We start from the raw sequence: 24,076 nt of genomic DNA, 5'->3' as shown, positions 1-24,076 counted from the left end.
TCAGCGGACTCCTAGCAGGGCATGGTGGACTCGATGGGGATTCTGCGTCGATCCGCGACGGAGCGGTCGATCCTAGGTCGGCAACGAGTCGTCGTTACCACGGCACGGTGCAACTCGACCCCGAGCGGGTTGGTCTCACAGCGGGCCAAGTCGCCGAAGAGATCGTCGCCCACTTGGTCGCCCTTGAGGGTGCCGAAGTTCGGGTGACATTGGACATCGACGCTCGGATCCCTGAGGGCACACCAAGCCATGTGGTGCGCATCGTCACCGAGAACTCCAACACGCTCGGCTTCGAGACCGGCAGCGGCTTCGAACGCGAGTAATCAACGGCAGTATCCGACGCTGTGTCGGCAACGACCTGGCCCGGCGCAGTGCGGTTGCATGCAGGCTCATCGGTTGCGGAGTCGAACGCAGAGTAGATTTTTTCTGCCCGCCGCGTTCGCGCACGAACGCTGGGCGAGCGCATGACCGCTCAGCCTGCCGAGGAGCACATCGTGAAGTCGATCTTCTTCCATTTGATGCCGTACCCGGAGCTCCCGCCGGATTTTCCCGAGCAGCACCGCTCGGTCTGGGTGGACATCGACCCCAAGCTGTACGACCCCACGGTCGGCCACCAGACCTACAACACGTACCTCGACCAGCTCGAGTTCGCGGCCACATGCGGGTTCGACGCAGTGGGCATCAACGAGCATCACTCCAACGGCTACGGGCTGATGCCCAGCCCCAACATCATCGCGGCCGCCCTGTCGCGCAACTGCCCCGACACCAACATCGTGGTACTGGGCGACTCGGTGGCGCTGTACAACCCGCCGCTGCGGGTGGCTGAGGAGATCGCGATGCTGGACGGCATCACCGGCGGGCGGATGATCGCCGGCTTCCCGGTGGGCTCGCCGATGGACACCATCTACGCGTACGGCCAGAACCCGGCCACGCTGCGCGAGCGTTACCACGAGGGCGTGGATCTCATCCGGCAGGCATGGACCACCGACGAGGTCTTCAGCTTCAACGGCAACTACAGCAAGCTGCGCTACGTCAACGTGTGGCCCCGGCCGGTGCAGCAGCCCCACCCGCCGATCTGGATTCCCGGCGGCGGCTCGGTGGACACCTGGGACTGGTGTGCCGCCGAAGACCTCGTGTACTGCTACCTGAGCTACTTCGGCTACAAGGCGGGGCTGCGGACCATGCAGGGCTTCTGGAAGAAGGTCCAGGAGCTCGGCAAGCAGACCAACCCGTTCCAGGGCGGCTTCGCCCAGTTCATTGCGGTGGCCGACACCGAGGCCGAGGCCTGGGACCTGTACCGCGAGCCGGCCGAGTACTTCTTCAACACCTGCCTGCACGTGTACGCCGGCTACGCCGATCCGCCCGGCTACAAGACGCCCAACACGGTGCGAGCCGGGGTGGAGGGCATGGTGGAGCGAGTCGCCCGCGAGGCCACCGCCAGACGTGAGGCCAGCGCAGCCGACGCCGCCAAGGCCGGGTCTGCGAAGCCCTCCTATGGCTCCAAGAAGCTGACATTCGAGGCGATGGTCGAGAAGGGCTACATCATCCTGGGCAATCCCACCCAGGTCACCGAGCAAGTGCACGAGCTGGCCACCACCATGAACGTCGGGCACCTGATGGTCTTCAGCCACTTCGGCAACATGGACCCCGAGCTGGTGAAGATGAACACCGAGATGTACGCCACCCAAGTGATGCCCGAGGTTGCCGGTCTCTTCGAGGACGAGTACGAGGACCGCTGGTGGCCCAAGGGCGACCAGCAGCTGGCGCCGGTGGGGAGCAGGGTCCAGTGAGTGCTGGCTCAGCCGCCGCCGGCGCGCCGCTGGCCGGTCGCTTCGCCCCGGACACGCTGCCGTACCGGGCCGGCCACATCGGCCTCGTCGAGCTGGGCGACGGCCCCACAGTGGGGTACTTGCACGGCATGCTCGGCAACCCGGGTGCGCACGCTGTGCTGGAGAGCTTGGCGGTCGCCGGCTACCGGGTCGTCGCGCCGAGCCTTCCTGGTTTCACCGGTTCGAGCGAGCCTGAGGGGCTGCGCAATCTGCATGATTGGGTGGTGGCCGCGAGCGAGATCGTCGATCTGGCTGGGTTGGTGGGTGCCCCTCTGGTGGCATCCAGCGTGGGGGCGATGCTGGCGCTGGAACTGGCGGCGGTACGACCCGAGGCATTCGGTTCGATGATGCTCATCTCGCCGTTCGGCCTGTGGGACGACGACGATCCTGTGGCGGACCCGTTCGGCACGACGTTGAGCGTGCAGCGAGCCATGCTGACCGAGGACACTGCGGCGTCGACGGCGTTCTTCGACGACCCGGCCGATCTGCCTGCCGACATGGTGGTAGAGCACGGCGTGCACCGGTACCTCACCCGCACCGCTGCGGCACAGTTGATCTGGCCGCTGCCCGAATGGGGACTGGCGGACCGGCTGCACCGGGTGACCAATCCGGTGACGCTGGTGCACGGCGCCAAGGACCGGATCATCCCGGCGTCGTACTTGGGCCGCTGGGCCGATGCACTGCCGAATGTGGTCGGAACGCACCTGCTGGACGACGCAGGCCACCAAGCCGACTTCGATCAGCCAGGCCAAGTCGCCGAGATCGCCGCAGCCGCCTTCGCCTGAGCGGTCTCGCCGCCTCTAGCAGGATGCTGAAATATGCAGGTCTGGCTGGAAGCACAAGCCCCTGACCTGCGGGTTTGCATCTGACAAACGCCGAAATAGCGGCTTTCCGGCCAGCCTCCTAGGAGGGTGGTCGGAAAGTCGGTGGGTTTCCGCGTGTGGGGGGTGGGCGCGCGGGACAATGCGGGGGTGCGCGGTTCGGTTGACGGTCAGGGTTCGTTTTTCGGTGTCGGGGTGATGGTCGGGGATCTGCTGGATTCGGAGGGGTTTTTGGCGGCGTTGGGGCAGGCTCGTGGCGAGTTGTTCCGTGACGCCGATTTTGGTGCTTTGTATGTGTCGGGGCGCGGACGGCCGTCGCATCCGCCGTCGGTGGTGGCGTCGTTGCTGTTGTGTCAGTTGTTCTATGGGGTGTGGGACCGCGAGGCTGAGCGGCGTTCGCGGTTCGACATGTCGTAGAAGGCGGCGTTGGGGCTGTCTTTGGAGCATCCGGGGGATCCCCCATGCGGTGCTGGCGGAGTTCCGGGCGCGGCTGGTGCGCGCGGGGATGGAGAGCTTTTGGGGGGGACCGGGTCAAGATCGCGGCGAAGCGTGCGGGGGTGATCGGGCATCGCCGCACGGTGGACTCCACGGGCATCGAGGATTGCGTGCTGACCCAGGACACCGTGACTTTGATCCGTTCCCAGGTCCGCCGCTGCGTCGGGGTGCTGGGGGCGCTCGACGCCGCCGCGGCGGGCGAGGCGGCGGGTTCGCTGTCGCGCGGCGATTACGACAGGGCGGCCAAGCCGCAGATCAACTGGTCTGATCCGGGGGCGCGGGCCGCTTTGGCGGCGGAGCTGTTCGGTGACGCTTCTCGTTCGTTGGGCCTTTCCGATGACGACATCGCGTTGATCGCACAGCTAGCCGACCCTGAGTTCGAGCCGGCAGTCATGATCCTGCTGCACTTCATGCTGACGGTTTGCGAGTTCTACGACCATCCGCTGTCGGCCATGTACGAATTCAGCTCGCGCGGTGTGGCGTTCGCGTCACTTCAAGAGGCGAACCCTCTCTACGGGGTGGAAGGCAACGCAGCCCTAAACATCGCGAAGGGCGCGGTGGCACTCCGATGCTGCTTGAAAAAACTCAGAACCTGTCGCGCGAAACCAGACACAACACACGTGTTGTCTTCTCGGGTTTGTTGGCGTTGCGGCGGTTGTGTTCGAGCCGTCGTGTTCGGGCTTGTTGGAGGCCTTGCCGGCGAGCCTCGCGGATCGTTTCTCCTCGGTGGTGGTGTTCGTCGTCGGGGGTGACGTAGCCGATCCCTTGGTGCTGTCTGATTGTGTGATTGCGTTGTAGTCGGTGCCGACGCGGGCCGGCTCGGTTTCGGGCAGGTCGGGGTCGGCGATGTCGAGCAGGTGGGGCCGTTCGTGGTTGATGTGGCCGAAGAAGCTCTCTGTCCAGGCTTGGTCGGTGGGGGTGGATGGGCGGCCGCAGTGCTGAGCGATGGCCGCCATCGCCATCCGGACGCGTGTGTCGCGGCTGGTCATTGCGGGGCCGTTGTCGGACACGGCGAGCAGGATCGGCCGGTCGGCCCACACTCCCCGGCGACCGCCCACTCTGGGCTTAGAGCGTCAGCGGATAGGTGGTTCGGTGGGCTGCCAGCGGTTGCGGTGGTCGATGAGTTTGATGACGATGATGAGCGTTATGGCGAGGGCGAGTTGGGCGAGGCGGTGCTGGGGTTTGCGGTCGGTGTTGCGTCGTAGCTGCCCGTAGTTGGACAGCCAGGAGTTGGTGCGCTCCACTGTCCAGCGCAGCCCCATGGGGGCGGCGGCCGGTTTGGGGTCTGTGGTTGTGGGGGGCCGCTTGGCGGGCCGCTCGATGTCGGCGATGCCTGCTTTGTGGACGGCCCGGTCGACGCGGGCGCCGATGTAGCCGCGGTCGAGATGGACGGTTTCGATGTCGTGGTGCAGGCCTCGGCGTTCGATCTCGGCGAGGGTGGGCTCGAACAGCATGATGTCGTTGCGGTTCGCGCCGTCGGCGGCCCACGCGACCGGGGTGCCCGCCGCGTCGGTCGCCAGCGACCACTTCCAGCCCAGTTTCCGCCTGTCAACAGGGCTTTTGCCAGTCCCCGCCCCGCCGCAAGGGGCCTTGTGGACCGAGCCGTCGACGCACAGATCGGCGAGCCGCAGGCCCATGATGCGGTCCCACGCGGCGATCGCCTCGGCCGCGATGTGATCGAACACCCCGGCGGCGACCCATTCGTCGCGGCGCGACCGCAGCGTCGTGTCAGACACCTCGCCGTCCAACAGGTGCTCAACGGACTCCCACGAGCAGCCCGTCACCAGCCTGATGATGATCCCCCGCAGGCACAGCCGATCCGATATCCGAGGCCGGTGACAGCCCAGCGGATGCGACCGGGGACGAGCCAACCGCGGCTCGACCGCAGCCCAGATGACATCCACCACCACCTTGCTCAAAGCGCGCATGATGAAACCGGCCTCCACGGTCGTCAAGTTCAGGACAACCCGACCAATACACCGGCGAACCAGACGACCCGTGGACGGCCGCCTATCCGCGCGGCCTCTTAGAGTGGCTCGATGCGCCGTGCTCGCCGACGCCCTGCATTGCGGATCACCGCTTTGGGCCGTTCGCTGTGCGCCGTTGCGGCGCAACCTTGCTTGTGGCCAGCGGCAATAGGGGCCGCGAGGCGCCTGGTGCCGAGACGATGGTGGCTGAGGTCGCCGTTCCTTCCGGTGCCCCCCCGTGACTATCTGCGATTCCGGCAGGTGACCGCTGTGGGTGACGACGGCAGCTCGCCAACGGAGTCCGACGATCTGATCCAATGGCTGGAGTGGTGTCGACGCTGGCCGGGCATGGCCCTGACGTGAGGGCGGAATGACTGCCCGTGGCGCGATCGCCTACGCGCCTCGCCCGGACGTCGAACCGGTCAATGGGTGCCTGACGCCCAACGGGCACCGTGGGAACGACGACGGCACGGCGACTCGCGCGCATTCGGTGCTGTCCGAGCGGACCTTGGTGCTCAACGTCACCTGCCAACCGCTGTCGATCACCACGGTTCGGCGTGCGCTGCTGCTGGTGCTGGCCGGCAAGGCCGATGTCGTGCACACCCGCCTTGGCGCCATCCGCTCGTCCAGAATGTCGATGTCAGCCCCCTCAGTGGTCCGACTGACCTATCACGCCCGGGCGCCGTACAGGCGGCGGGCGCCGCTGCACCGGCGAGCTGTCTTCGTGCGCGATGCCCATCGTTGCCAGTACTGCGGGAACCAAGCGGAATGCATCGACCACGTACACCCCCGCAGCCGCGGCGGCGAGCACACTTGGGAGAACGTGGTCGCCTGTTGCCAGACCTGCAACGTCGGCAAGGGCGACTCGCTGCTGTCGGAAGGCCGCTACCGGCTGCGGCGCACGCCGTACGCCCCCGAGCCGTTGGCGATTGTCGCCGCCATGCGCCCCGACTCGCCCATGGAGTGGACGGACTACTTGCCTCGGCTGCGTCCCCAGCTCGTCTGAGCACAGCGCCGATCTGACGCCGCTGTTGACCACGAACAGGTCCGGTCTGCCATCGTGGACGGGTGGCGCTGTGGGTGCGCGAGCAATGGCGGGGCACGGCAGGGCTGCTGCATGGCCGCCTGATGCCGCATGACGGCCGTCGGCGGATCTCGTGGCTTCGGCCGACAGCATCCGCTGTGATCCTCGGTTCCACCAGCCCCGACCCCTTCGGAGGTGAGCGCCCAGAGGCTGAGTCCCGGGTCCGAGCGGCCCGTGAGCGAAGCGGACAAGAGCGGGGAACAACGCGTTTGGCAACGGGGAGTCTCAGCTACCCGCGCGGTTCCTTCGACGTGGTGCGGCGGCGCAGCGGCGGGGGAGCGGTGTGGCTGGATCCTCAGGCGTGCACTTGGATCGACGTCTTCGTCCCGGCCGGCGATCCGCTGTGGCGCACAGATATCAGTGAGGCTTTCGGTTGGCTCGGCCGACGACTGGCTGCCGCGTTTGCATCCCTCGGGGTGGCGGCGAGCATCTTCGACGGTCCTTACGACACAGGTCCCAGTGATGGCATGGTGTGCTTCGCGTCACGCGGCCCGGGCGAAGTCTTCGTCGGAAGCCGCAAGCTCGTCGGGATCTCTCAGCGCCGCACGCGCGAAGGCAGTCGGTTCCAGTGCCTGTGGTACGAGCGGTTTACCTTGGGACCGCTGTTGTCACTGCTGGACGATCAGACCGCGAGGCAGGTCTGGGACAGCGCTGTCGGCTGGGGCGAGATGTGCACCGGACTGAGATCGTCTGATCTCGTCGAGCTGGCCGCGGAGTTCATCACCGCTCCTGACAGCTGACGGGTCCAGCTGGCGCAGCGCTCCAGAGCAAGGGTGCCGACATCCCCCAGCGACTGTCCCTAGGAGACTGCTGAGCAATCGCCGAAATCGCCGATTCACGGACACAAAGCCGCAGGTCAGAGCATTGCAGACTTGCCCGGATCCGAATAAATCAGCAGTCTCCTAGGAGGGTGGTCGGAAAAGGGGATCTTGCCGACACAGCAAGTCCCTGACCTGCGGGTTTGCATCTGACAAACGCCGAAACAGCGGCTTTCCGACCAGCCTCCTAGGGCGCGCCAGGCACATCGGGGTGGACATGGTGGGTGATTAGCCCATAAAGTGGTGTGAAGTGGTTCGGAAAGGGGCAGTTGCCCACGAGCCATTCGATTGTTCCAACTGTCAACGCTGCGGAGGCAACTGCGGTGGAGAGTCTGTTCGTCGGCCAGCATGAGCATGCGCTCGATGCCAAGGGCCGCATCGTGCTCCCTGCCGGGTTCCGGAGTGCCTTCGAGCCATCCGGCTACCTCATCAAGCAGAGCGAGGGCTGCCTGGCGCTCATGACGCCAGATCGATTCGACGAGATCGCGACGCAGATGTCCGAGCGTTCGGCATCCGGCGGGCCGCCGGGGCGTGCCGCCAAGCGCTCGTTCGGTGCGGGAGCGGCGCGGGTCCTGCCGGACAAGCAGGGGCGCATCGCGATCCCCGAGGAACTGCGCCGCTTTGCAGGGCTTCAGCGGGACTGTGTGGTGATCGGAGCGATCGACGAAGTCGAGATCTGGGATTCCGGGCGCTGGCAGGACATGAATGCGCAGGGCGAATCCCTCCTTGCTGCGCCCGAGAGCGGCAGCACCGTCAGCTCGCAAGCCGACCACGCTGCAGCGTCGGAGATCTCGTGAGCGCCGCAGCGGCCACCAGGTCGTTTCACGCCCCCGTCATGGTGTCCGAGATCGCCGAAGTGTTCGCTCCCGTCGGCAGCGGACTGGTGGTGGACGCGACGCTGGGAGGAGGCGGTCACGCCGAAGCACTTCTGGACCAGCATCCGGGCCGGACACTGCTCGGCATCGATCGTGACCCCGACGCCATCGCCGCCGCCCGGGAGCGTCTTGCACCTTTCGGCAACCGTGTTGTCTACTGCTGCGGGCGCTTCGACCGCCTCGGCGAGCTGGTGGCTGCGTGCGATGCTGGCCCGCCCGTCGGCGTGTTGTTCGACTTCGGCGTCAGCAGCCATCAACTGGACTCGGCCGAACGAGGATTTTCCCACCGCCATGACGGGCCGCTCGACATGCGCATGGACCAGCGCGCGCCGCTCGACGCCGCCACGGTCGTGAACACCTACGAGCCGGAACGGCTGGGCGAGCTCCTGAGACGGAACGCCCAAGAGCGCTTCGCCGACCGGATCGCCTCGGCAATCGCAGAAGCACGCCCGCTGCGCACAACGCACCAGCTGGCCGACACCGTCCGAGCGGCGGTGCCGGCAGCAGCCCGGCGCGGCCGACGCCATCCCGCAATGCGCACGTTCGCAGCGATCCGCATCGAAGTCAACGACGAACTCAACCTCATCGAACCCGCCATACGAGCTGCGCTCGGGTGCCTCCTTCCAGGCGGCCGCATAGCAACGCTCACCTATCACTCAGGAGAAGACAGCATCGTGAAAGTCATCATGCACCAATCAGCCGACGGCGTGTGCGAGTGCCCGTCGACGTTGCCGTGCATCTGCGGAGCCGCTCCGGCGGTCCGGTTGCTGCGTCGCAAGGTCACCCGCCCCAGCGCTGCGGAAGTCGAACGGAATCCGCGATCCGCCAGTGCCTTGATGCGTGCTGCCGAGCGGCTCACGCGAGCCGGTCGCTGATCCCGCGCCCCATCCGGAAGACCGCAGCATCCGATGGTCGCCGTCACTGCTCACCTCGGCGCCGCACACGCGTCGGCAGCGCTGGTGCGGGTTCCGGCGCGCCGCGCCGTGGGGTTGCGACTGGTGGGCATCACGACTCTCGGGGTGGCCGCCGTCATTGCAGTGCTCGCCGGCCTCGCGCTGTTTCACTCGTGGCTGGCTGCTGGCCAGTACAGGCTGTCCGAACTGGAGTCGGAGATCGCAGTCGAGCGAGAGCGCTTGCTGGATCTGCGCTACGAGATGCAAACGCTCCACGGCCCGGCCAAGATCGAGCTGATGGGCGTCGGAGCGCTCGGGCTGGTCAACGCGTCGGATCCCATCGATGTGCGCATCGAGCCTCGCCATATTGCCGCGGTCGATATATCGGAGGAGATCGCGCACGACGGGGGGAACTGGCTCTCGATCAAGACGCTACTGACCGATGCGTCCACAGCGCATGACCGACGTTCTTGATCGGACCGATTCCCGTCCCGAGCCGGGTTCATGGCACCCATCGATGGGCGCCCCGCCCGGGCTGGGTACTCGAGAGGCGCGTGCACGAGTCTGGACGCACGCGCTCTCCGATGCACCCGACGCCCCTCGCTGGCACCCGTCGATCGCCCCATCTGCCGACCCCGACGGCCCGCATCGAGCACCGTCGCATGAGCGAGTGCCGCAGCGAACGCCGCCCGAGCCTCGGCGCCGCAATGTCCGCCCGGGTCGACCGCAGCGCCGGGCGCTGCTGCTGATTGTCGCGACTGTCGTCGCCCTCGCTGTGCTGGCGGGGCGGCTGGCCCAGGTGCAATGGCTGGATCGTGACACCTATGCCGATCTCGGCGCGCGCCAAGGCACGGCACAATGGCAGATCCCCTCGGTACGAGGCGCGATCCTCGACCGCAATCTCAACCTGCTCGCGGTCTCGGACAGCCTGCCCACGATCTGGGCCGATCCCCGGTCAGTCCGCCGGCCGCACGAGACGGCGAGCGTCTTGGCAACGGTGCTGGACATTGATGTGGACACGATTGCCGAGCGCTTGGGGAGCGATCGGCACTTCGTCTATGTGGCGCGCCAAGTGAGTCCCGCCGAAGGCGCGGCCGTGCAGGAACTGCAGCTCCCGGGGATCAACGTGCGCGGCGAGTTCTCACGGCTGCGACCGAACGGCGACGACTTCGCCCGAGGCCTGCTGGGCGCCGTCGACATCGATCAGAACCCCCTTGGCGGCGCAGAGAAGCAATTCGCCGACATGCTGGACGGAACTGACGGCCGCGAGGTCGCACGCATCGCGCAGAGCGGGATGCCGTTGCCGAACGGTGTCGAGTTCTTCGAGCCGGTCTACCACGGCGCAGACGTCGTGCTGACTCTGCACACCCAGGTGCAATGGGTCGCCGAGCGCTCGCTCACTGATGCGGTTGCGTCGACGGGCGCCCGCAGCGGCATGGCGGTCGTCCTGGCAGTGGAAACCGGCGACGTGCTGGCCCTTGCGGCGGTCCGCCGGGACGCCGACAGCGGTGAGATCCGGCCGGTGGCCTACAATCCTGCCTACACCGATGCCTTCGAGCCCGGCTCCGTGGCCAAGAGCTTCACGATCGCCACGGCGCTCGAAGCGGGCTTGACATCTCCCGACGACAGGTACTCCACGCCGACCGAGTACGCATTTGCGGACAAGAGATTCATTGAGCCCTACTCGCAAGTCGACCGCGAGATGACGACGACAGAGATACTCGTCCATTCTTCGAACATCGGGACGATCCAGATCGCTGAACGAATCGGCGAGACAGCCTTGCAGCAGTCGCTGCGCTCATTCGGCTTCGGCTCGCTCACCGGCGATGAGGACTCGCCGGCGCTGCCAGGCGAGAGCCGCGGGATCCTGCGGCCGGCAAACGTCTGGCAGGGCACCGACTTGGCCACGATTGCCTTCGGTCAAGGCATGGCAGTGACGGCGATTCAGCTCGCCGCTGCCTACAACACGATCGCCAACGACGGGATCTACGTGACGCCGCGGCTGGTGCTGGGCAGCGTCGGCAGCCGCGGTGCGCTGCGACCTGTCGAACCCGCTCCTGCTCGCAGGGTGCTGTCGCCGCAGACAGCCGCACACATGGCTGAGATGTTGGCTGCCGTCGTCCGCGACGGAACGGGCAAGCGGGCAGCAATCCGGGGCTATCACGTTGCCGGCAAGACAGGCACCGCCCAGAAACCCAGTCCGGACGGGGGATACAGCGAGGGGGACTATGTGAGCTCGTTCGCCGGTTTCCTGCCGGTCGGCCGACCCGAGCTCACGGTCGTGGTCGTCCTCGACGAGCCAGACGAGTACCGGGCCGGCATCGTGGCGGCGCCGGTGTTCGCCGAGATCGCCGAGTACGCCTTGCGAATGCTGCAGGTCGCGCCCGATGCCTGAGGACGAGGCATGAGTCCGCCGTCGTCCCCGACGCCGATGACCGTCAGGCGCCTGGCAGCGGAGATCGGCGGTCGTGTCCTGGCCGCTTCCGGCGATGCCGCGGTCGTGCGCGGGATCAGTCACGACAGCAGGCTCGTCGAAACCGGAGCGCTGTTCTGCTGCGTGGTCGGTCAGCACGACGACGGCCATCACTATGCGGATGAGGCGGTCGCCGCTGGTGCGACTGCTGTGCTGGTCGAACGCGACCTTGAACTCGAAGTGCCCCAGATCGTGGTGCCCTGCGTGCGCGAGGCCATGGGCCCAGCCTCAGCCGCGGTCTGGAACTATCCGTGGCGTCGCTGCACTCTGGTCGGCGTGACCGGAACCGCCGGAAAAACCACCGTGTCCCATGCCATCGGGGCAATTGCATCGTCATGCGGCGTGACCTGCGAGGTGGTCGGCACGCTGGACGGCTCGCACACGACACCTGAAGCGCCGGTGCTGTACCGGCGCATCCACGGCGCTGCGAACGACGGCGCCGACATGGTGATCGTGGAGGTCTCATCCCACGCACTGGAACTCGGGCGGGTCGATGGCGCCCGGTTCAGCGCAAGCGTTTTCACCAACCTCTCGCATGAGCATCTCGATTATCACGGCTCGATGGAGGACTACTTCGCTGCCAAGGCGCGGCTTTTTGACGGGCGGACGGACACAGCAGTGATCAACGTGGCCGATCCGTGGGGTCGCACACTGGCCGGACTTGCCACCGGCACAACCGGCTCAGTGGCCGAATGGCAGCCTTCCGACATAACGGATGTCGCTGTGAGCGAGCGCGGCCTCCGCGGCGTGTGGCGCGGAAGGCCGGTTCACTGCGGGCTGTTGGGCCGCTTCAACGTGGCAAACGTCGCGGCTGCGGCTGCGGCGGCAAGCGCTGTCGGTCTGGACGACGATGCGGTGGCGCCAGCGATCTCGGCGATAGTCCCGATCCCCGGTCGGTTGTGGCCGGTCAGCGGGCCGGATGACGATATCTGCGTGCTGATCGACTTTGCCCACAAGCCTGACGCCCTCGGCGCAGCGCTCGGCAGTGCCCGGGAACTCGGAGAGTCCAACGGTCGGCTCTGGACAGTCTTCGGGGCAGGCGGGGATCGCGACGCGTCGAAACGCGCTCCGATGGGTGCGTCCGCTGATCTCCACGCAGATGTGATGGTGCTGACCTCGGACAATCCGCGAAGCGAAGAGCCCTCCCAGATCGCCGAGGCGATCGCCGCGGGCGCCGAGAGCCGTCGGCCGGGTGACGGCCGACTGCATATCGAACTCGATCGAGCCAGTGCCATCTCGGTCGCGATACAGAACGCCGATGCAGGTGATGTGGTGGTGATCGCCGGCAAGGGCCATGAGAAGGCTCAGCTGATCGGCGATCGATCACTCCCTTTCGACGATGCTGAAGTGGCCGCAGAACACCTGCGGCGGCGCAGGAGTTCGCAGCGATGATCGCTCTGCTGATCGCGGCGAGCTCGGCGATGCTCGTTTCGCTCGTCGGCACGCGCTATCTCGTGCCTTGGCTGCAGGCTCGCGGCGTCGGTCAGCCGATCCGCGTGGACGGGCCCCGTGGGCACATCACCAAAGCTGGCACGCCGACCATGGGCGGAGTCGCCGTCGTCGCGGCGGCGGTCGTGGGCTATGTGGTGAGTCATCTGCGCGCCGAGACCGTGATCACCCGATCGGGCATCGTGCTGCTCGCAGCGGTGTGCGCCGCCGGACTCGTCGGTCTGACCGATGACTGGATCAAGGTCAGCCGGGAGCGCAATCTGGGCCTCAACAAGCGGGCCAAGCTGATCGGGCTGATCGGTGTCGGCAGCGGGTTCGCGATCGCCTCGGTGTGGTGGGTCGGCCTGGACACGGCCGTGGGGTTCACTCGATTGGACGGCAATGCGCTGCGCCTGCCGACCGGCGTCTGGATCCTCTGGGCGGCAGTGATCGTGCTGGGCGCCTCCAACGCCGTCAACCTCACCGACGGCCTCGACGGATTGGCCGCCGGCGCCGCTGCCGTTGCGTTCGCGGCATTCGTGGTCATCGGCTACTGGGCCTTCAGGCATCCGGTCTCCTACGGCGTCAAGCACCCGCTCGACCTCGCCATCGTGGCGGCTGCCATGGCGGGTGCCTGCGCGGGCTTCCTGTGGTGGAACGCTCCCCCGGCTCGGATCTTCATGGGCGACACAGGTTCGCTGGCGATCGGCACTGCTATGGCGGGTCTCGCGATGCTGTTGCATGTCGACTTGCTGCTGCCGATCATCGGCGGTCTCTACGTCATCGAGACGGCCTCGGTCATCATCCAGGTCGGCTCGTTTCGGTTCTTCGGCCATCGCCTGTTCCGGATGGCTCCCATGCACCATCATCTCGAGCTCGGAGGCTGGCCGGAGACCACCGTGCTCATCCGGCTCTGGGTGGTGAACAGCTTGCTTGTCGCGTTCGCTCTCGGCTTGTACTACGCCGATTTTCTGAGCCTCAACCTGGTCGAACTCCCGGCGGACTCGCTGTGACTTCGACGACCGGCGCGCGCTCGCGGTTTTCGGCGCTGCACCGCCGTTTCCGGCTGCCAGAGGACTCGCCATGAGCGTCAGTGCTCTGCGCTTCGCGGATCGTCCGCTGCGGAGCGTCGTCGGTCCCGAGGACGGACCGGTGCTGGTAGTCGGCATGGGCGTCACCGGCTGCGCTGTCGCAAGAGCGCTCGCTGCTCATGGCCACGAGGTCATCGTCGCCGACGACCGCCCGGACCGGGCGACCCGCGCGGCGGAGATGGCTGGCTTGACTCTGACCGAGGTGCACGACTCCACCGAGGTCGGGTTGCTCAGCTCGCTGGTGATTCGGGCTGCTGCCGTGGCCCCAGCGCCTGGGGTGCCGCCCCGCCACCCGTGCTACCGGCTCGCTGACGCAAGCAGCACGCCTGTGGTCAGCGAACTCGACCTTGCGGCCCAATGGGATGGTCGCCCGGTTGCAGCAGTCACCGGCACGAACGGCAAGACCACGGTCACCACGCTGATCGAACGCATGCTGAACCGCAGCGGCATCAGCGCCGCTGCTGCCGGCAATACCGATGTCGCGCTGGTAGACGCCATATCGGAGGACGTAGACACGTTCGTCGTCGAAGCATCATCGTTCCGGCTCTGCCGAACTCGACTGTTTGCTCCCGCGGTGGCGGTGTGGCTCAATCTGGCGCCCGACCATTTGGACTGGCATCCGGATTTCGGCGACTACGCAGCCTGCAAAGCGCGTATCTGGGCGCATCAGGGTCCCGGTGACGTCGCAGTGGCGCCCTACGGCGATCCGGGCATCGGACCGCGGACCGCAGGCATCGAAGCGCGCAACGTGACCTTTGCCGCCGCCGACGCGCTCGGCGCACCCGCCGATGTCCGCTTCGAGGCCGGCATGCTGATGGCGTTCGGCAGTCCGCTGGTGGATGTGGCCGCGTTGCCGCGCAAGCGCCCTCATGACCTGTCCAATGCCGCAGCGGCGACGGCAGCCGCTCTCGAGATGGGAGCGTCCGCTGACGCCGTGGTGGCCGGGCTGAGGTCCTTCGCCGGGCTGGCCCACCGGTTGGCTTTCGCCGGCCGGGTGGGCGGCGTGAGCTTCTATGACGACAGCAAGGCCACGGCGCCACATGCGACGGTTGCCGCGCTCACCGGGTTCTCCGATGCGATCCTCATTGCAGGCGGGCGCAACAAGGGACTTGACTTGAGCGATCTTGCAGAGGCAGCGGCGCATGTGCGGGGGGTCGTCGCGATCGGGGAGTCCGCCGACGCCGTCATCGGGAGCTTCGGCCGGCTGCGCCCGCACCATCCGGAGATGCGACGGGCAGACTCGATGCCCGAGGCCGTCGAGCTCGCCTACCGCATGGCGCTGCCCGCCGGCGACGTGGTGCTGTCGCCAGGTTGCGCCTCGTTCGACTGGTACTCGAGCTATCGCGACCGGGGACAGCATTTCATCGCGTCCGTGACCGAACTGCGGGTTCGTCACGACGAACTGGCTCAGCGGGAGGGACAGCAGTGAGCCCGCGGAGTCTTCAGCGCCCCCCGACGGGGCCTTCTGTCCGCTACGCGGCGCTGATGTCAGCGGTCGTGCTGCTGCTGATCCTCGGCGTCGTGCTGGTTCTGTCTGCCACGTCGGCGGTGGGGGTGGAATCGCCGGATCGACCCTCGCAATACTTCAGGCGTCACTTGTTGTCAGCCTCGGTCGCAGGCGCAGCGTTCCTGGTCGCCGTGGGCATTGATTACCGCCATTGGCGGCGCTTCGCACTGCCGTTGGCTGCAGCCAGCGTCTTGCTGCTGGTGGTCGTGCTGGCCATCGGCACTCGTTCCGGCGGGGCACGCCGCTGGCTCGAACTCGGGCAGTTCAGCGTGCAGCCCTCAGAGATCGCCAAGCTCGCCCTGATCGTGGCGCTGGCCGCTTTCCTGGACTCTCGCAAAGAGCAGATCCATCGGTCGGACCGCATTCTGCGTCCCACGATGCTGATGCTGACCGTCATCAGCTCGCTCGTGCTGTTGCAGCCCGACCTCGGAACCACGCTGCTCCTCGTCGGCATCGGGGCGGGGATGCTCTTCGCCGCTGGCTTGCCGGGACGCGATCTCGTCAAGATCGTGCTGATGGTGGGCGTTGCCGCTCCGTTGCTGGCGTTCGCCGCTCCCTACCGGCGTGAACGCTTGATCGGATTCCTGGATCCGATCGCGGAGCGTGCGGACAGCGGCTACCAGACATTCCAGAGCTTGGTCGGCTTGGCACAAGGCGGGGTGCGCGGTACCGGACTGGGCGCCGGTCAGGCCAAGTGGGGATGGGTGCCGAATGCCGAAACCGACTTCATCTTCGTGATCGTCGGGGAGGAGATGGGCCTCTTCGGAGCGCTGGGACTCCTGGCACTGCTCGGCGTCGTGGGCATCGGTGGCTTCCGGACCTCTCAGAAGGCGCCGGATTTGTTCGGCTCGTTGCTCGCAGCAGGAATTGCCATCTGGTTTGTGCTGCAGACGCTGATCAACGTCGGCGGTGTGGTTGGATTGCTGCCGGTGACCGGTGTGCCCCTGCCGTTCCTGTCCTTCGGCGGATCGTCGCTCGTGGTGACGTCCGCTGCTGCTGGGCTGCTCCTGAACGTGACACGGCAGTCCGGCTGAGTCGTGGCAGTACGTGCCAGAGCCTCCCGAGCCCCGAGCGTTCTCATTGCCGGCGGGGGAACTGCTGGACATCTCATTCCGGGCTTGGCTGTGGCAGATGCGCTCACCGACGGCGGCTGGCCGGCTGAGGAAATCCACTTCGTCGGCAGCAAGCGGGGCATGGACGCCCAGCTCGTGCCTGCGGCGGGATTCGGTCTGACCGTGCTGGGCGGACGCGGCCTCACGGCGAGACGGGTCAATCTGACCAATGCAGTGGCGGCCGTGGGCCTGGCATGGGCGACGCTGCGAGGAATCGCGCTCGTGCGCAAGCGACGTCCCGCCGCGGTGCTGTCGCTCGGCGGCTACGCCGCATTTCCCGCCACGCTCGGAGCGGTGATCTGGCGAGTGCCGCTGGTCATCGCCGAGCAGAACGCCGTTGCCTCGGCCGCCAACCGTCTGCTTGGGCGCTTTGCGCGAGCCGCTGCGGTGCCCGTGGGAGGCACCGGCTTGCACCGCGAGGTGGTGACCGGCAATCCCGTTCGGTCAGAGGTCGCCCAAGCAGCGCACGATGCCGGCGACGCCCGCGAACGTCTCGGCTGGCCGACTGATGCAACGTGCATAGCTGTCTTCGGAGGTTCGCTGGGCTCGCGGCGCATCAATACCGCCGTGTGGTCGGCACTGCCATCACTGCGGGACCGAGATGGCGTATTCGTCTACCACGTAGTCGGCCGCCGGGATTGGGAGGACCGCCCGCCAGAACCTGCTCCCCGGGATGACGGTGCAGCCGTGCGCGACTGGTACCGCGCAGTCCCGTTCGACGAGCACCTGCCAATGGCCTTGGCAGCGGCCGACCTGGTGGTCTGCCGCGCAGGCGCCTCCACTGTGGCGGAGCTGTCGGTGTTGGGAACCTCGGCGGTGCTGGTGCCATTGCCGATCGCCACTCATGATCACCAGCGGCGCAATGCCGAGGTGCTGGTCTCCACAGGCCAGGCACGCATGGTGTCCGATGCCGATTTTGACGCAGCCAGGCTGCTCTACGAGATCAAAGCGATGTCCGGACCGGTGGACCGAATCGGAGGACCTGTCCCCGAGGGCTTGACCTTCGGCCGCGCTGACGCCGCCCAGCGGGTTGCGCGTCTTGTCATCCAGCACAGCACCGCCGTCCCCGACACGGTCTCGCTGTCCATCGAGGGCGCCTCATGACTGGCTCGGCGATCAACCTGAGCGAGCCCCGCCGGATTCACCTCGTCGGCGCCGGCGGATCGGGCATGAATGCCATCGGCTTGGTGCTGGCAGAGATGGGTCACGCGCTGAGCGGCAGCGACCTGAGACCGGGGCCGGGAATGACCCGGCTTGCGGCTCAAGGAGCGCGTGTGGCGATCGGCCACGATCCTGCCAACTTGGGCGACGTTGACCTCGTGGCGCATTCCAGTGCGGTGCCTGTGGGCAACGCCGAACTGGTCGCCGCGCGCAGCCGCGGGATCCCGGTGCTGAGCCGCGCCGAACTGCTCAGCCGGATCTGTCAGCGCAAGCGGACGCTGGCAGTCGGCGGCACCCACGGCAAGACGACGACCTCGTCCATGCTGTCCCTGTGCTTGGTCGCTGCCGGAGGGCATCCCTCATTCTTGGTCGGCGGCGAGCTGAACGAGATCGGGTCGGGAGCCGTCTGGGACACAGCGGGGGAGTGGTTCGTCGTCGAAGCCGACGAGTCCGACGGGACCTTTCTCGAGCTCGGGGCCGACGCAGTGCTCGTCACCAACGTGGAGCCCGACCATCTCGGGCACTACGGCAGCTTCAATGCCCTCGTCGACGCGTTCGTCCGGTTCTGTGCAGGTGCAGACGGGTTCCGCATGCTGTGTGCCGATGATCACGAGGCGGCAGCTCTGGCCTCACGCGTCGGCGACTGCATCACCTATGGCATCTCGCCGCAGGCCGACTACCGCATCGTGCAACCGCGCACGGGACGCTCTGGCGCAGGATTCGATCTGATCCACCGCGGCACCTTGATCGGCAGGTGCGAGATGCCGCTGCCGGGCATGCACAACGTGACGAACGCCGCAGGTGCGCTGGCGGCAGCACTGGAGCTGGGCGCCGCGGCCTCTCCGATGATCGAGGCGCTGGGACGCTTCGCTGGTGTTGCCCGCAGATTCGAGCGTCGCGGCGAGCGTGACGGCATCTCGTTCGTCGACGACTATGCCCACTTGCCGACCGAGGTAGAGGCCGCGATCTCCGCAGCCCGAAGCGGGGGATGGCGTCGCATTGTGGTGGTCTTCCAGCCTCATCGCTACTCGCGCGTCGCATCGCTGTGGCAGGACTTCGAGGACGCATTTGCCGGCGCCGATCAGCTCGTTCTGACCGACATTTACCCGGCCGACGAGATGCCATGCCCGGGTGTGTCCACGGAACTCGTGCTCGGGGCTGTGCTCGATGCGCATCCCTATGCCCCGGTGGCCTACCTGCCGGGACGGGCCGAACTGCGGTCGTACTTGCGCTGCAACTTGCGACCAGGCGATGTCTGCCTGACGCTGGGAGCGGGCGACCTCACGACGCTGGCGGACGAACTCCTGCATGTGTCCTGATCGGTGGTCGGATCCTGATGCCGTCTCGACGGCAGCCGCCGTGCTGGGACCTCGAGCACGGAGCGATGCGCCGCTCGGTGCCCTGACGACGTCCCGAGTGGGCGGTCCTGCTGCGGTGGCATTCGAGATCAGCAGCGCTGCCGACCTGCAGTGCGCGCGTGAGGCGAGCGAAGCCTCTGGGCTGGAGATCATCGTGTTCGGACGCGGGTCGAACGTGCTCGTTGCGGACCGCGGATTCGAAGGCATCGCGCTGTTCTTGGGGGAGGCGTACAGCGGGATAGAGATTGACCACGCCGAGACGACTGTCACAGCTGGTGCTGCCGTAGTGCTGCCAGTGCTGGCACGCCGGTGTGCGAGTGTCGGCATCGGCGGGCTGGAATGGGCTGTCGGCGTGCCGGGTTCGGTGGGCGGGGCAGTACGCATGAATGCGGGGGGACACGGCAGCGATCTCGCGTCGTGCCTGATCGACGCTGACATTGCCGACCTTGACAGTCAGGACACGCCGCCACTGGTCGTCTGCTGTCAGGCTGAAGACTTGGCGCTGGGCTACCGCCGCAGCGGCTTGGGCGACAGCGATGTCGTGCTGCGCGCCCGGCTGCAGGGGCATCGCACGCCGCCCGACGCCGCAATGGGCCGGATAGCCGACATCGTCCGCTGGCGCCGCGAGCACCAGCCGGGAGGGCAGAACTCCGGCTCTGTGTTCATGAACCCGCCCTCGGACTCCGCGGGCGCACGAATCGATCAAGCAGGACTCCGGGGCTTGCGCATCGGTACCGCCGAGATCTCTCGGGTGCATGCCAACTTTATCGTGTCCGATCCGGGCGGCACTGCGGCCGATGTCGTCGCGTTGATGGTCGAGATCCGTCGTCGCGTTGCCGAGAAGCACGGCGTCACGCTGCAACCCGAAGTTCGCATGGTGGGCTTCGGGGACTCGCCCAGCCTCGCTTGAGTCGTGTCGCCAAAGCCAGTCGACACGCCGACGCAGCCAAAGAACCGTGCCAACCGGTGGGCGATCTTGACTGTCGCTGCGGCGGTCCTGCTGCTGAGCAGCGTGATCTCTGTCTCAGCCGGGGCGTTCGACGTGGATCGCATCGACTTCCGCGGCCTGCATCGCGTGAGTTACGACGAAGCCATCCAGGCCGCGGGCATCAAACTCGGCGATTTCATGGGGACGCTGGATGTCGGCGGCGCTCGGGATGCCCTCGGCGAACTGCCGTGGGTCCACAGCGCCCAGGTCCGCCGCCTCTGGGGCGGAGCCGTGGAAGTCGACATCGTCGAGCGCGCCCCCGTCGCGCTAGCGCTCACTGCGCCTGAGAGCTGGGTGCTAGTAGACCGCGAGGGACGCGTGCTCACCACCGTGCTGGCAACGCCGCCGGCACTGCCGCGCCTGTCCGGAATAGCCGCGGCGCCTGCCGTTGGCGACTATCTGGCCCCAGACGCCGACGCGCTGTTGGAAGTGCTCGACACTGCGGACGGACAGCTCGGCTTTGTGGTTGCCGCCTTGTGGCGCGACGGGCGAGGTGATGTGGGTGCACGCGTGCGACGGCAGTCGGATGGTGCCGTGTTCGAAGCGACTCTCGGTGATGACTCGGCGATCGGAGCAAAGACGGCGGCGATTGCGGCGGTGATCCCCGGCTTGACGCCCCCCGGGGCATTTCTCGATGTGTCCGTTGCGCATCTCCCCGTCGTTCGCGCGCCGACTCGATGATCCTCATCAATTCGTGAATTCGTGGGTCTGGGCTTGCTCACTCGAAGAGGCATCGGTACTGTCGTGCAATGCGCTATTTTCCCTAGGAGGCGCTGGCCGTGGCGCCGCTGACGGACGCGGCCAGCCGAAGAACGCGAGGAGCCCCGTGGCCTCACCACAGAACTACGTGGCAATCATCAAGGTGGTAGGCGTCGGGGGCGGCGGCTCCAACGCCGTCAACCGCATGATCGATGTCGGACTCGGCGGCGTCGAGTTCATCGCCGTCAACACCGACGCACAGGCACTGCTGCTGAGCGACGCCGACGTCAAGCTGGACATCGGTCGCCAACTGACCCGCGGACTCGGCGCCGGAAGCGACCCCGAGGTCGGCACCAGGGCGGCCGAGGAACACCGCGACGAGATCGCTGAGTCTTTGCAGGGCGCCGACATGGTGTTCATCACCGCCGGTGAGGGCGGCGGCACGGGAACCGGCGGTGCGCCCGTCGTCGCCGAGATCTCCAAGGAAGTCGGTGCGCTCACCATCGGCGTGGTCACTCGCCCGTTCGCCTTCGAGGGCAAGCGGCGCCAAATCCAGGCCGAGCAGGGAATCGAGCGGCTGAAGGAGCGAGTCGACACGCTCATTGTCATCCCCAACGATCGGCTGCTGACGGTGGCGAGCGAGCACACGTCGATCATCGACGCGTTCCGGATGGCCGACGACGTGCTGCGCGAGGGCGTCTCGGGCATCTCAGGACTCATCACGACTCCGGGGCTCATCAACACCGACTTCGCCGACGTGAAGGCGATCATGTCCAACGCAGGCACCGCGCTGATGGGCATCGGGCGCGCACACGGCGAGAACCGCTCGAAGAACGCGGCCCGGCAGGCCGTGTCTTCCTCCCTGCTCGAAGAGTCCATCGACGGTGCGCGCGGCATTCTGCTGAACATCGCGGCCGGCCCGGAACTGGGACTTTTCGAAGTCAATGAAGCAGCCGAGGTGATCCGAGAAGTCGCGCATGCCGAGGCCAACATCATCTTCGGCACGGTGATCGACGACTCACAGGGCGAGGAGATCCGTGTCACGGTCATCGCCGCCGGGTTCGATCGGTACACGGCACCGCGGTCATCGGGCGGCGCAGCGCTCGGCGATTTTGCCGGTTCGGACGACGGTGACGATCTTGCCGACCCGTTCGGCGATCTTGACGGCGACGACGAATCGTTCGACGTTCCCAGCTTCCTGCGGTGACGCCGCGGCCGGCACGGCCCTCATGTTGACGCTGCATCGCCGTGCCGGGAGCCACATGGTGCGAATCAGCATCTCCGAGCGCACCGACGGCGACTGCGCGCCCACTGACGGGTCCTCAGGCGCCATGACGACCGTGCTGAGGCAAGTGCACGGCTGTCATGTGCTGAGGGTCGATCAGCCTGGAGATCATCTGGGTGCTTGCGCTGATGCTGCGTGGACGACGACCCCAGGGGCCATGCTGGCTGTCCGCACCGCCGATTGCGTGCCGGTGGCGCTGTACGGGCACGACGCAAGCGGGCGCGGTGCCGTGGCAGCAGCTCACGCGGGATGGCGAGGCCTGCTCGCCGGTGTCGTCGAAGCTGTTCTGACGGAGCTGGCGGGCCACGGATTCGGCCATATCCGGGCCGTCGTCGGTCCCCACATCTGTTCGGCGCACTATGAGTTCGAAGCAGCAGACCTGGCCCAAGCGGTGACCACTCTGGGTTCGAGTGTCGCCGGCGCAACGGCATGGGACACGCCCTCGCTCGACCTTGCTGAGGGAGTGCGGCTGGCCCTCCGCCGCGGCAATGCCGTGGTCGACACCGAATTGGGACGATGCACAGCTTCGGACACTCGCTACTTCTCGCACCGCACCAGGGCAGAGCGGGGTCGCACCGCACTGCTTGTCTGCCTCGACGGTGACGCAGCCCCAGGCGAGACCGGTGATTGATCCGGATGATGTCGCTCGGAGGGCGGAACGGGTTCGTCAGCGGATCGCCGACGCCGGCGGCGACCCGTCGCGCATCGGCATCGTGGCCGTGACCAAGGGCTTCGACGCATCCGCGCTGGAAGCTGCCGCGTCGGCGGGCATGATGATGATCGGGGAGAGCTACGCCCAAGAACTGCGCGCCAAGTGGGACCAGCTGAATCCAGAAGTGCAGGACCGGCTCGAAGTCCATTTCATCGGTCGCCTGCAATCGAACAAGGTCCGGCAGCTTGCGGGCCTCGTCGACCTCTGGCAGAGCGTGGACCGTGCACGACTCGTGAACGAGATCTCAAGGCATCGCCCGGGCGCGGAGGTCTTCGTGCAGCTCGATCTGAGCGGGGCATCGACCCAAGGCGGCTGCGGCCTGGACAACGCTCCGTCCTTGGTCACCCAAGCGAGGGACGCGGGACTCGATGTGCGGGGCTGCATGGCGATCGGCCCGCAGGGCTCGCCGGCGGACATCGAGGCAGCCTTCACCGAAGTGAGCCGCTTCGCCGACCGCCACGATCTCGAGCATCGCTGCATCGGGATGAGCGCGGATCTCGAGCAAGCCGTACGCGCCGGATCGACGGTGGTGCGCATCGGAGCTGCCCTGTTCGGCGAGCGCCCGGCCCGGATCACCGCATCGGGGGGTGACTGAACGTATCTTTGCGTGTCGGTACTCTTGGCAATCGAGAGTTTCCCCCCAGAGGACTCCTATGGCGTCGTTCATGAAACAAGCGATGAGTTATCTGGGCCTCGGCCCCGATGACAGCTACGCCCCGGCAACTGAGCGCGCCATGCCAGGCGAGCTCCCGGTGACCGATTCCCATAGTGACCCGGCTGGACAGAGCGGTGTCACGGTGGTCGAGCGCCCGGCCACGGTGGCGACGCAGCCCGCGACAGCTCAAGCGTCTTCGGCGGCGGTCCGTAGTGTCGCGACGGCGCAGCCATTCGTGCTTATGCCCCGGATGTTCGACGACGCACAGCAGATCGGGGATCGCTTCAAGCGCGACCAGCCGATCATCCTGAACCTGCAGGGCCTCGACCGGGACACAGCCCGACGGCTGCTGGATTTCGCCAGCGGGCTGTGTTACGCCCGTGACGGCGAGATGCGCAAGGTCGCCAATGCCGTGTACATGCTGGTGCCTGCCAACGTCGTCGTCAGCGGCAGCGGGCATGAGGCGATGCCTTCCCAAGGTGCCGGGTACTGAAGGTGCCAAGTACAGAGGCGCTTGTCTCCCGAGCGCCGCGGTGCCTGCTGTTGAGGTGAGGAATGAGAAGCCTGTTGTGCATGCTCACGTCGATCTACACCTTCGCGATTTTCGCTCGCGTGCTGTTCAGCTGGATCCCGCTGGCGCCCGACAGCCCGGTGACGGTCGTGAGGACATGGCTGGTGCGAATCACCGAGCCGGTGATGGGGCCGCTGCGGCGGGCCCTGCCTGCAGTACAGATGGGCCGGGTCGCGCTGGACCTCTCACCGATCGTGCTGATCATCGCACTGCAAGTGCTGGTCGCGGGTTTCCTGCTGGGCTGCGGACGGTAG

Annotated in this window: 26 protein-coding genes; 25 read left to right on the top strand and 1 reads right to left on the bottom strand. The window is 66.9% G+C overall.

Features of this window, described 5'->3' with window-relative positions:
* Positions 1 to 107 precede the first annotated feature (107 nt).
* The 5 genes from ACOGXQ_RS02540 (at position 108) to ACOGXQ_RS02520 (ending at position 3,897) form a co-directional block, all read left to right on the top strand.
* Positions 108 to 323: a hypothetical protein gene (locus ACOGXQ_RS02540; RefSeq protein WP_419945893.1), complete on the top strand. Its 216-nt coding sequence runs from the start codon at positions 108 to 110 to the stop codon at positions 321 to 323.
* 141 nt (positions 324 to 464) lie between these two features.
* Complete coding sequence (locus tag ACOGXQ_RS02535; protein WP_419945892.1) at positions 465 to 1,790, top strand: LLM class flavin-dependent oxidoreductase; 1,326 nt, start codon at positions 465 to 467, stop codon at positions 1,788 to 1,790.
* Positions 1,787 to 2,614, top strand: a complete 828-nt coding sequence (locus ACOGXQ_RS02530) for an alpha/beta fold hydrolase (RefSeq protein ID WP_419945891.1) — start codon at positions 1,787 to 1,789, stop codon at positions 2,612 to 2,614. The genes ACOGXQ_RS02535 and ACOGXQ_RS02530 overlap by 4 nt, the downstream gene beginning before the upstream one ends.
* 186 nt (positions 2,615 to 2,800) lie before the next feature.
* Positions 2,801 to 3,067, top strand: a complete 267-nt coding sequence (locus tag ACOGXQ_RS02525) for a hypothetical protein (RefSeq protein ID WP_419945890.1) — start codon at positions 2,801 to 2,803, stop codon at positions 3,065 to 3,067.
* Positions 3,068 to 3,207: 140 nt separating this feature from the next.
* Positions 3,208 to 3,897 carry a hypothetical protein gene (locus ACOGXQ_RS02520; RefSeq protein WP_419945889.1) on the top strand — a complete coding sequence of 230 codons (690 nt, stop codon included), beginning with the start codon at positions 3,208 to 3,210 and terminating at the stop codon, positions 3,895 to 3,897.
* Between the two features lie 321 nt (positions 3,898 to 4,218).
* Here the strand turns inward: ACOGXQ_RS02520 and ACOGXQ_RS02515 are convergent, their stop codons facing one another.
* On the bottom strand, positions 4,219 to 5,091 hold the full coding sequence (locus tag ACOGXQ_RS02515; protein ID WP_419947325.1) for an IS5 family transposase: 873 nt from the start codon (positions 5,089 to 5,091) through the stop codon (positions 4,219 to 4,221).
* A gap of 249 nt (positions 5,092 to 5,340) precedes the next feature.
* Here ACOGXQ_RS02515 and ACOGXQ_RS02510 point away from each other — a divergent pair, with 249 nt between their 5' ends.
* The 20 genes from ACOGXQ_RS02510 (at position 5,341) to ACOGXQ_RS02415 (ending at position 24,076) form a co-directional block, all read left to right on the top strand.
* Complete coding sequence (locus ACOGXQ_RS02510; protein ID WP_419945888.1) at positions 5,341 to 5,475, top strand: hypothetical protein; 135 nt, start codon at positions 5,341 to 5,343, stop codon at positions 5,473 to 5,475.
* A 7-nt stretch (positions 5,476 to 5,482) separates the two neighbouring features.
* On the top strand, positions 5,483 to 6,118 hold the full coding sequence (locus ACOGXQ_RS02505; RefSeq protein ID WP_419945887.1) for an HNH endonuclease: 636 nt from the start codon (positions 5,483 to 5,485) through the stop codon (positions 6,116 to 6,118).
* Positions 6,119 to 6,180: 62 nt separating this feature from the next.
* A complete protein-coding gene (locus tag ACOGXQ_RS02500; RefSeq protein WP_419945886.1) occupies positions 6,181 to 6,936 on the top strand; it encodes a lipoyl protein ligase domain-containing protein in 756 nt (251 codons plus the stop codon).
* Positions 6,937 to 7,337: 401 nt separating this feature from the next.
* On the top strand, positions 7,338 to 7,811 hold the full coding sequence (locus ACOGXQ_RS02495; protein ID WP_419945885.1) for a division/cell wall cluster transcriptional repressor MraZ: 474 nt from the start codon (positions 7,338 to 7,340) through the stop codon (positions 7,809 to 7,811).
* A complete protein-coding gene (rsmH, locus tag ACOGXQ_RS02490) occupies positions 7,808 to 8,764 on the top strand; it encodes a 16S rRNA (cytosine(1402)-N(4))-methyltransferase RsmH (RefSeq protein ID WP_419945884.1) in 957 nt (318 codons plus the stop codon). The genes ACOGXQ_RS02495 and rsmH overlap by 4 nt, the downstream gene beginning before the upstream one ends.
* 33 nt (positions 8,765 to 8,797) lie before the next feature.
* On the top strand, positions 8,798 to 9,256 hold the full coding sequence (locus tag ACOGXQ_RS02485) for a hypothetical protein (protein ID WP_419945883.1): 459 nt from the start codon (positions 8,798 to 8,800) through the stop codon (positions 9,254 to 9,256).
* Positions 9,225 to 11,177, top strand: a complete 1,953-nt coding sequence (locus ACOGXQ_RS02480) for a peptidoglycan D,D-transpeptidase FtsI family protein (protein WP_419945882.1) — start codon at positions 9,225 to 9,227, stop codon at positions 11,175 to 11,177. Before ACOGXQ_RS02485 ends, ACOGXQ_RS02480 begins: the two co-directional genes overlap by 32 nt.
* Before the next feature lie 9 nt (positions 11,178 to 11,186).
* The gene (locus ACOGXQ_RS02475) at positions 11,187 to 12,647 is read left to right on the top strand and encodes a UDP-N-acetylmuramoyl-L-alanyl-D-glutamate--2,6-diaminopimelate ligase (protein ID WP_419945881.1); all 1,461 of its coding nucleotides are present in this window, start codon (positions 11,187 to 11,189) and stop codon (positions 12,645 to 12,647) included.
* Positions 12,644 to 13,696 carry a phospho-N-acetylmuramoyl-pentapeptide-transferase gene (gene mraY / locus ACOGXQ_RS02470; RefSeq protein WP_419945880.1) on the top strand — a complete coding sequence of 351 codons (1,053 nt, stop codon included), beginning with the start codon at positions 12,644 to 12,646 and terminating at the stop codon, positions 13,694 to 13,696. Before ACOGXQ_RS02475 ends, mraY begins: the two co-directional genes overlap by 4 nt.
* Before the next feature lie 70 nt (positions 13,697 to 13,766).
* Complete coding sequence (gene murD / locus ACOGXQ_RS02465) at positions 13,767 to 15,203, top strand: UDP-N-acetylmuramoyl-L-alanine--D-glutamate ligase (protein WP_419945879.1); 1,437 nt, start codon at positions 13,767 to 13,769, stop codon at positions 15,201 to 15,203.
* 56 nt (positions 15,204 to 15,259) lie between these two features.
* The gene (gene ftsW, locus ACOGXQ_RS02460) at positions 15,260 to 16,315 is read left to right on the top strand and encodes a putative lipid II flippase FtsW (RefSeq protein ID WP_419945878.1); all 1,056 of its coding nucleotides are present in this window, start codon (positions 15,260 to 15,262) and stop codon (positions 16,313 to 16,315) included.
* Positions 16,316 to 16,318: 3 nt separating this feature from the next.
* Entirely contained in the window at positions 16,319 to 17,497 is a 1,179-nt protein-coding gene (locus tag ACOGXQ_RS02455) for a UDP-N-acetylglucosamine--N-acetylmuramyl-(pentapeptide) pyrophosphoryl-undecaprenol N-acetylglucosamine transferase (RefSeq protein WP_419945877.1), read from the top strand.
* The gene (gene murC, locus ACOGXQ_RS02450) at positions 17,494 to 18,873 is read left to right on the top strand and encodes a UDP-N-acetylmuramate--L-alanine ligase (protein WP_419945876.1); all 1,380 of its coding nucleotides are present in this window, start codon (positions 17,494 to 17,496) and stop codon (positions 18,871 to 18,873) included. Before ACOGXQ_RS02455 ends, murC begins: the two co-directional genes overlap by 4 nt.
* Positions 18,863 to 19,822 carry a UDP-N-acetylmuramate dehydrogenase gene (gene murB, locus ACOGXQ_RS02445; protein WP_419945875.1) on the top strand — a complete coding sequence of 320 codons (960 nt, stop codon included), beginning with the start codon at positions 18,863 to 18,865 and terminating at the stop codon, positions 19,820 to 19,822. The genes murC and murB overlap by 11 nt, the downstream gene beginning before the upstream one ends.
* A 3-nt stretch (positions 19,823 to 19,825) precedes the next feature.
* Complete coding sequence (locus tag ACOGXQ_RS02440) at positions 19,826 to 20,581, top strand: cell division protein FtsQ/DivIB (RefSeq protein WP_419945874.1); 756 nt, start codon at positions 19,826 to 19,828, stop codon at positions 20,579 to 20,581.
* Positions 20,582 to 20,726: 145 nt separating this feature from the next.
* Positions 20,727 to 21,806 carry a cell division protein FtsZ gene (ftsZ, locus tag ACOGXQ_RS02435; protein WP_419945873.1) on the top strand — a complete coding sequence of 360 codons (1,080 nt, stop codon included), beginning with the start codon at positions 20,727 to 20,729 and terminating at the stop codon, positions 21,804 to 21,806.
* 58 nt (positions 21,807 to 21,864) lie between these two features.
* Entirely contained in the window at positions 21,865 to 22,515 is a 651-nt protein-coding gene (locus ACOGXQ_RS02430; RefSeq protein ID WP_419945872.1) for a polyphenol oxidase family protein, read from the top strand.
* Positions 22,508 to 23,191, top strand: a complete 684-nt coding sequence (locus ACOGXQ_RS02425; protein ID WP_419945871.1) for a YggS family pyridoxal phosphate-dependent enzyme — start codon at positions 22,508 to 22,510, stop codon at positions 23,189 to 23,191. Before ACOGXQ_RS02430 ends, ACOGXQ_RS02425 begins: the two co-directional genes overlap by 8 nt.
* Before the next feature lie 82 nt (positions 23,192 to 23,273).
* Positions 23,274 to 23,744 (top strand): cell division protein SepF, encoded by a 471-nt coding sequence (locus ACOGXQ_RS02420; RefSeq protein WP_419945870.1) that lies wholly within the window; start codon positions 23,274 to 23,276, stop codon positions 23,742 to 23,744.
* 80 nt (positions 23,745 to 23,824) lie between these two features.
* Entirely contained in the window at positions 23,825 to 24,076 is a 252-nt protein-coding gene (locus ACOGXQ_RS02415) for a YggT family protein (RefSeq protein WP_419945869.1), read from the top strand.

It is taken from the genome of Candidatus Poriferisodalis sp., assembly GCF_965208485.1.
GTDB lineage: Bacteria > Actinomycetota > Acidimicrobiia > Acidimicrobiales > Poriferisodalaceae > Poriferisodalis.
Note: the sequence above shows the minus strand (reverse complement) of the source record. Positions and strands in the feature narration are given on the sequence as shown.

Coding starts and splice junctions, on each gene's coding strand:
- ACOGXQ_RS02535 (WP_419945892.1), top strand. CDS start 465: ATGACCGCTCAGCCTGCCGAGGAGCACATCGTGAAGTCGATCTTCTTC.
- ACOGXQ_RS02505 (WP_419945887.1), top strand. CDS start 5,483: ATGACTGCCCGTGGCGCGATCGCCTACGCGCCTCGCCCGGACGTCGAA.
- ACOGXQ_RS02485 (WP_419945883.1), top strand. CDS start 8,798: ATGGTCGCCGTCACTGCTCACCTCGGCGCCGCACACGCGTCGGCAGCG.
- ACOGXQ_RS02480 (WP_419945882.1), top strand. CDS start 9,225: ATGCGTCCACAGCGCATGACCGACGTTCTTGATCGGACCGATTCCCGT.
- ACOGXQ_RS02475 (WP_419945881.1), top strand. CDS start 11,187: ATGAGTCCGCCGTCGTCCCCGACGCCGATGACCGTCAGGCGCCTGGCA.
- mraY (WP_419945880.1), top strand. CDS start 12,644: ATGATCGCTCTGCTGATCGCGGCGAGCTCGGCGATGCTCGTTTCGCTC.
- murD (WP_419945879.1), top strand. CDS start 13,767: ATGAGCGTCAGTGCTCTGCGCTTCGCGGATCGTCCGCTGCGGAGCGTC.
- ftsW (WP_419945878.1), top strand. CDS start 15,260: ATGTCAGCGGTCGTGCTGCTGCTGATCCTCGGCGTCGTGCTGGTTCTG.
- murC (WP_419945876.1), top strand. CDS start 17,494: ATGACTGGCTCGGCGATCAACCTGAGCGAGCCCCGCCGGATTCACCTC.
- murB (WP_419945875.1), top strand. CDS start 18,863: ATGTGTCCTGATCGGTGGTCGGATCCTGATGCCGTCTCGACGGCAGCC.
- ACOGXQ_RS02420 (WP_419945870.1), top strand. CDS start 23,274: ATGAGTTATCTGGGCCTCGGCCCCGATGACAGCTACGCCCCGGCAACT.
- ACOGXQ_RS02415 (WP_419945869.1), top strand. CDS start 23,825: ATGCTCACGTCGATCTACACCTTCGCGATTTTCGCTCGCGTGCTGTTC.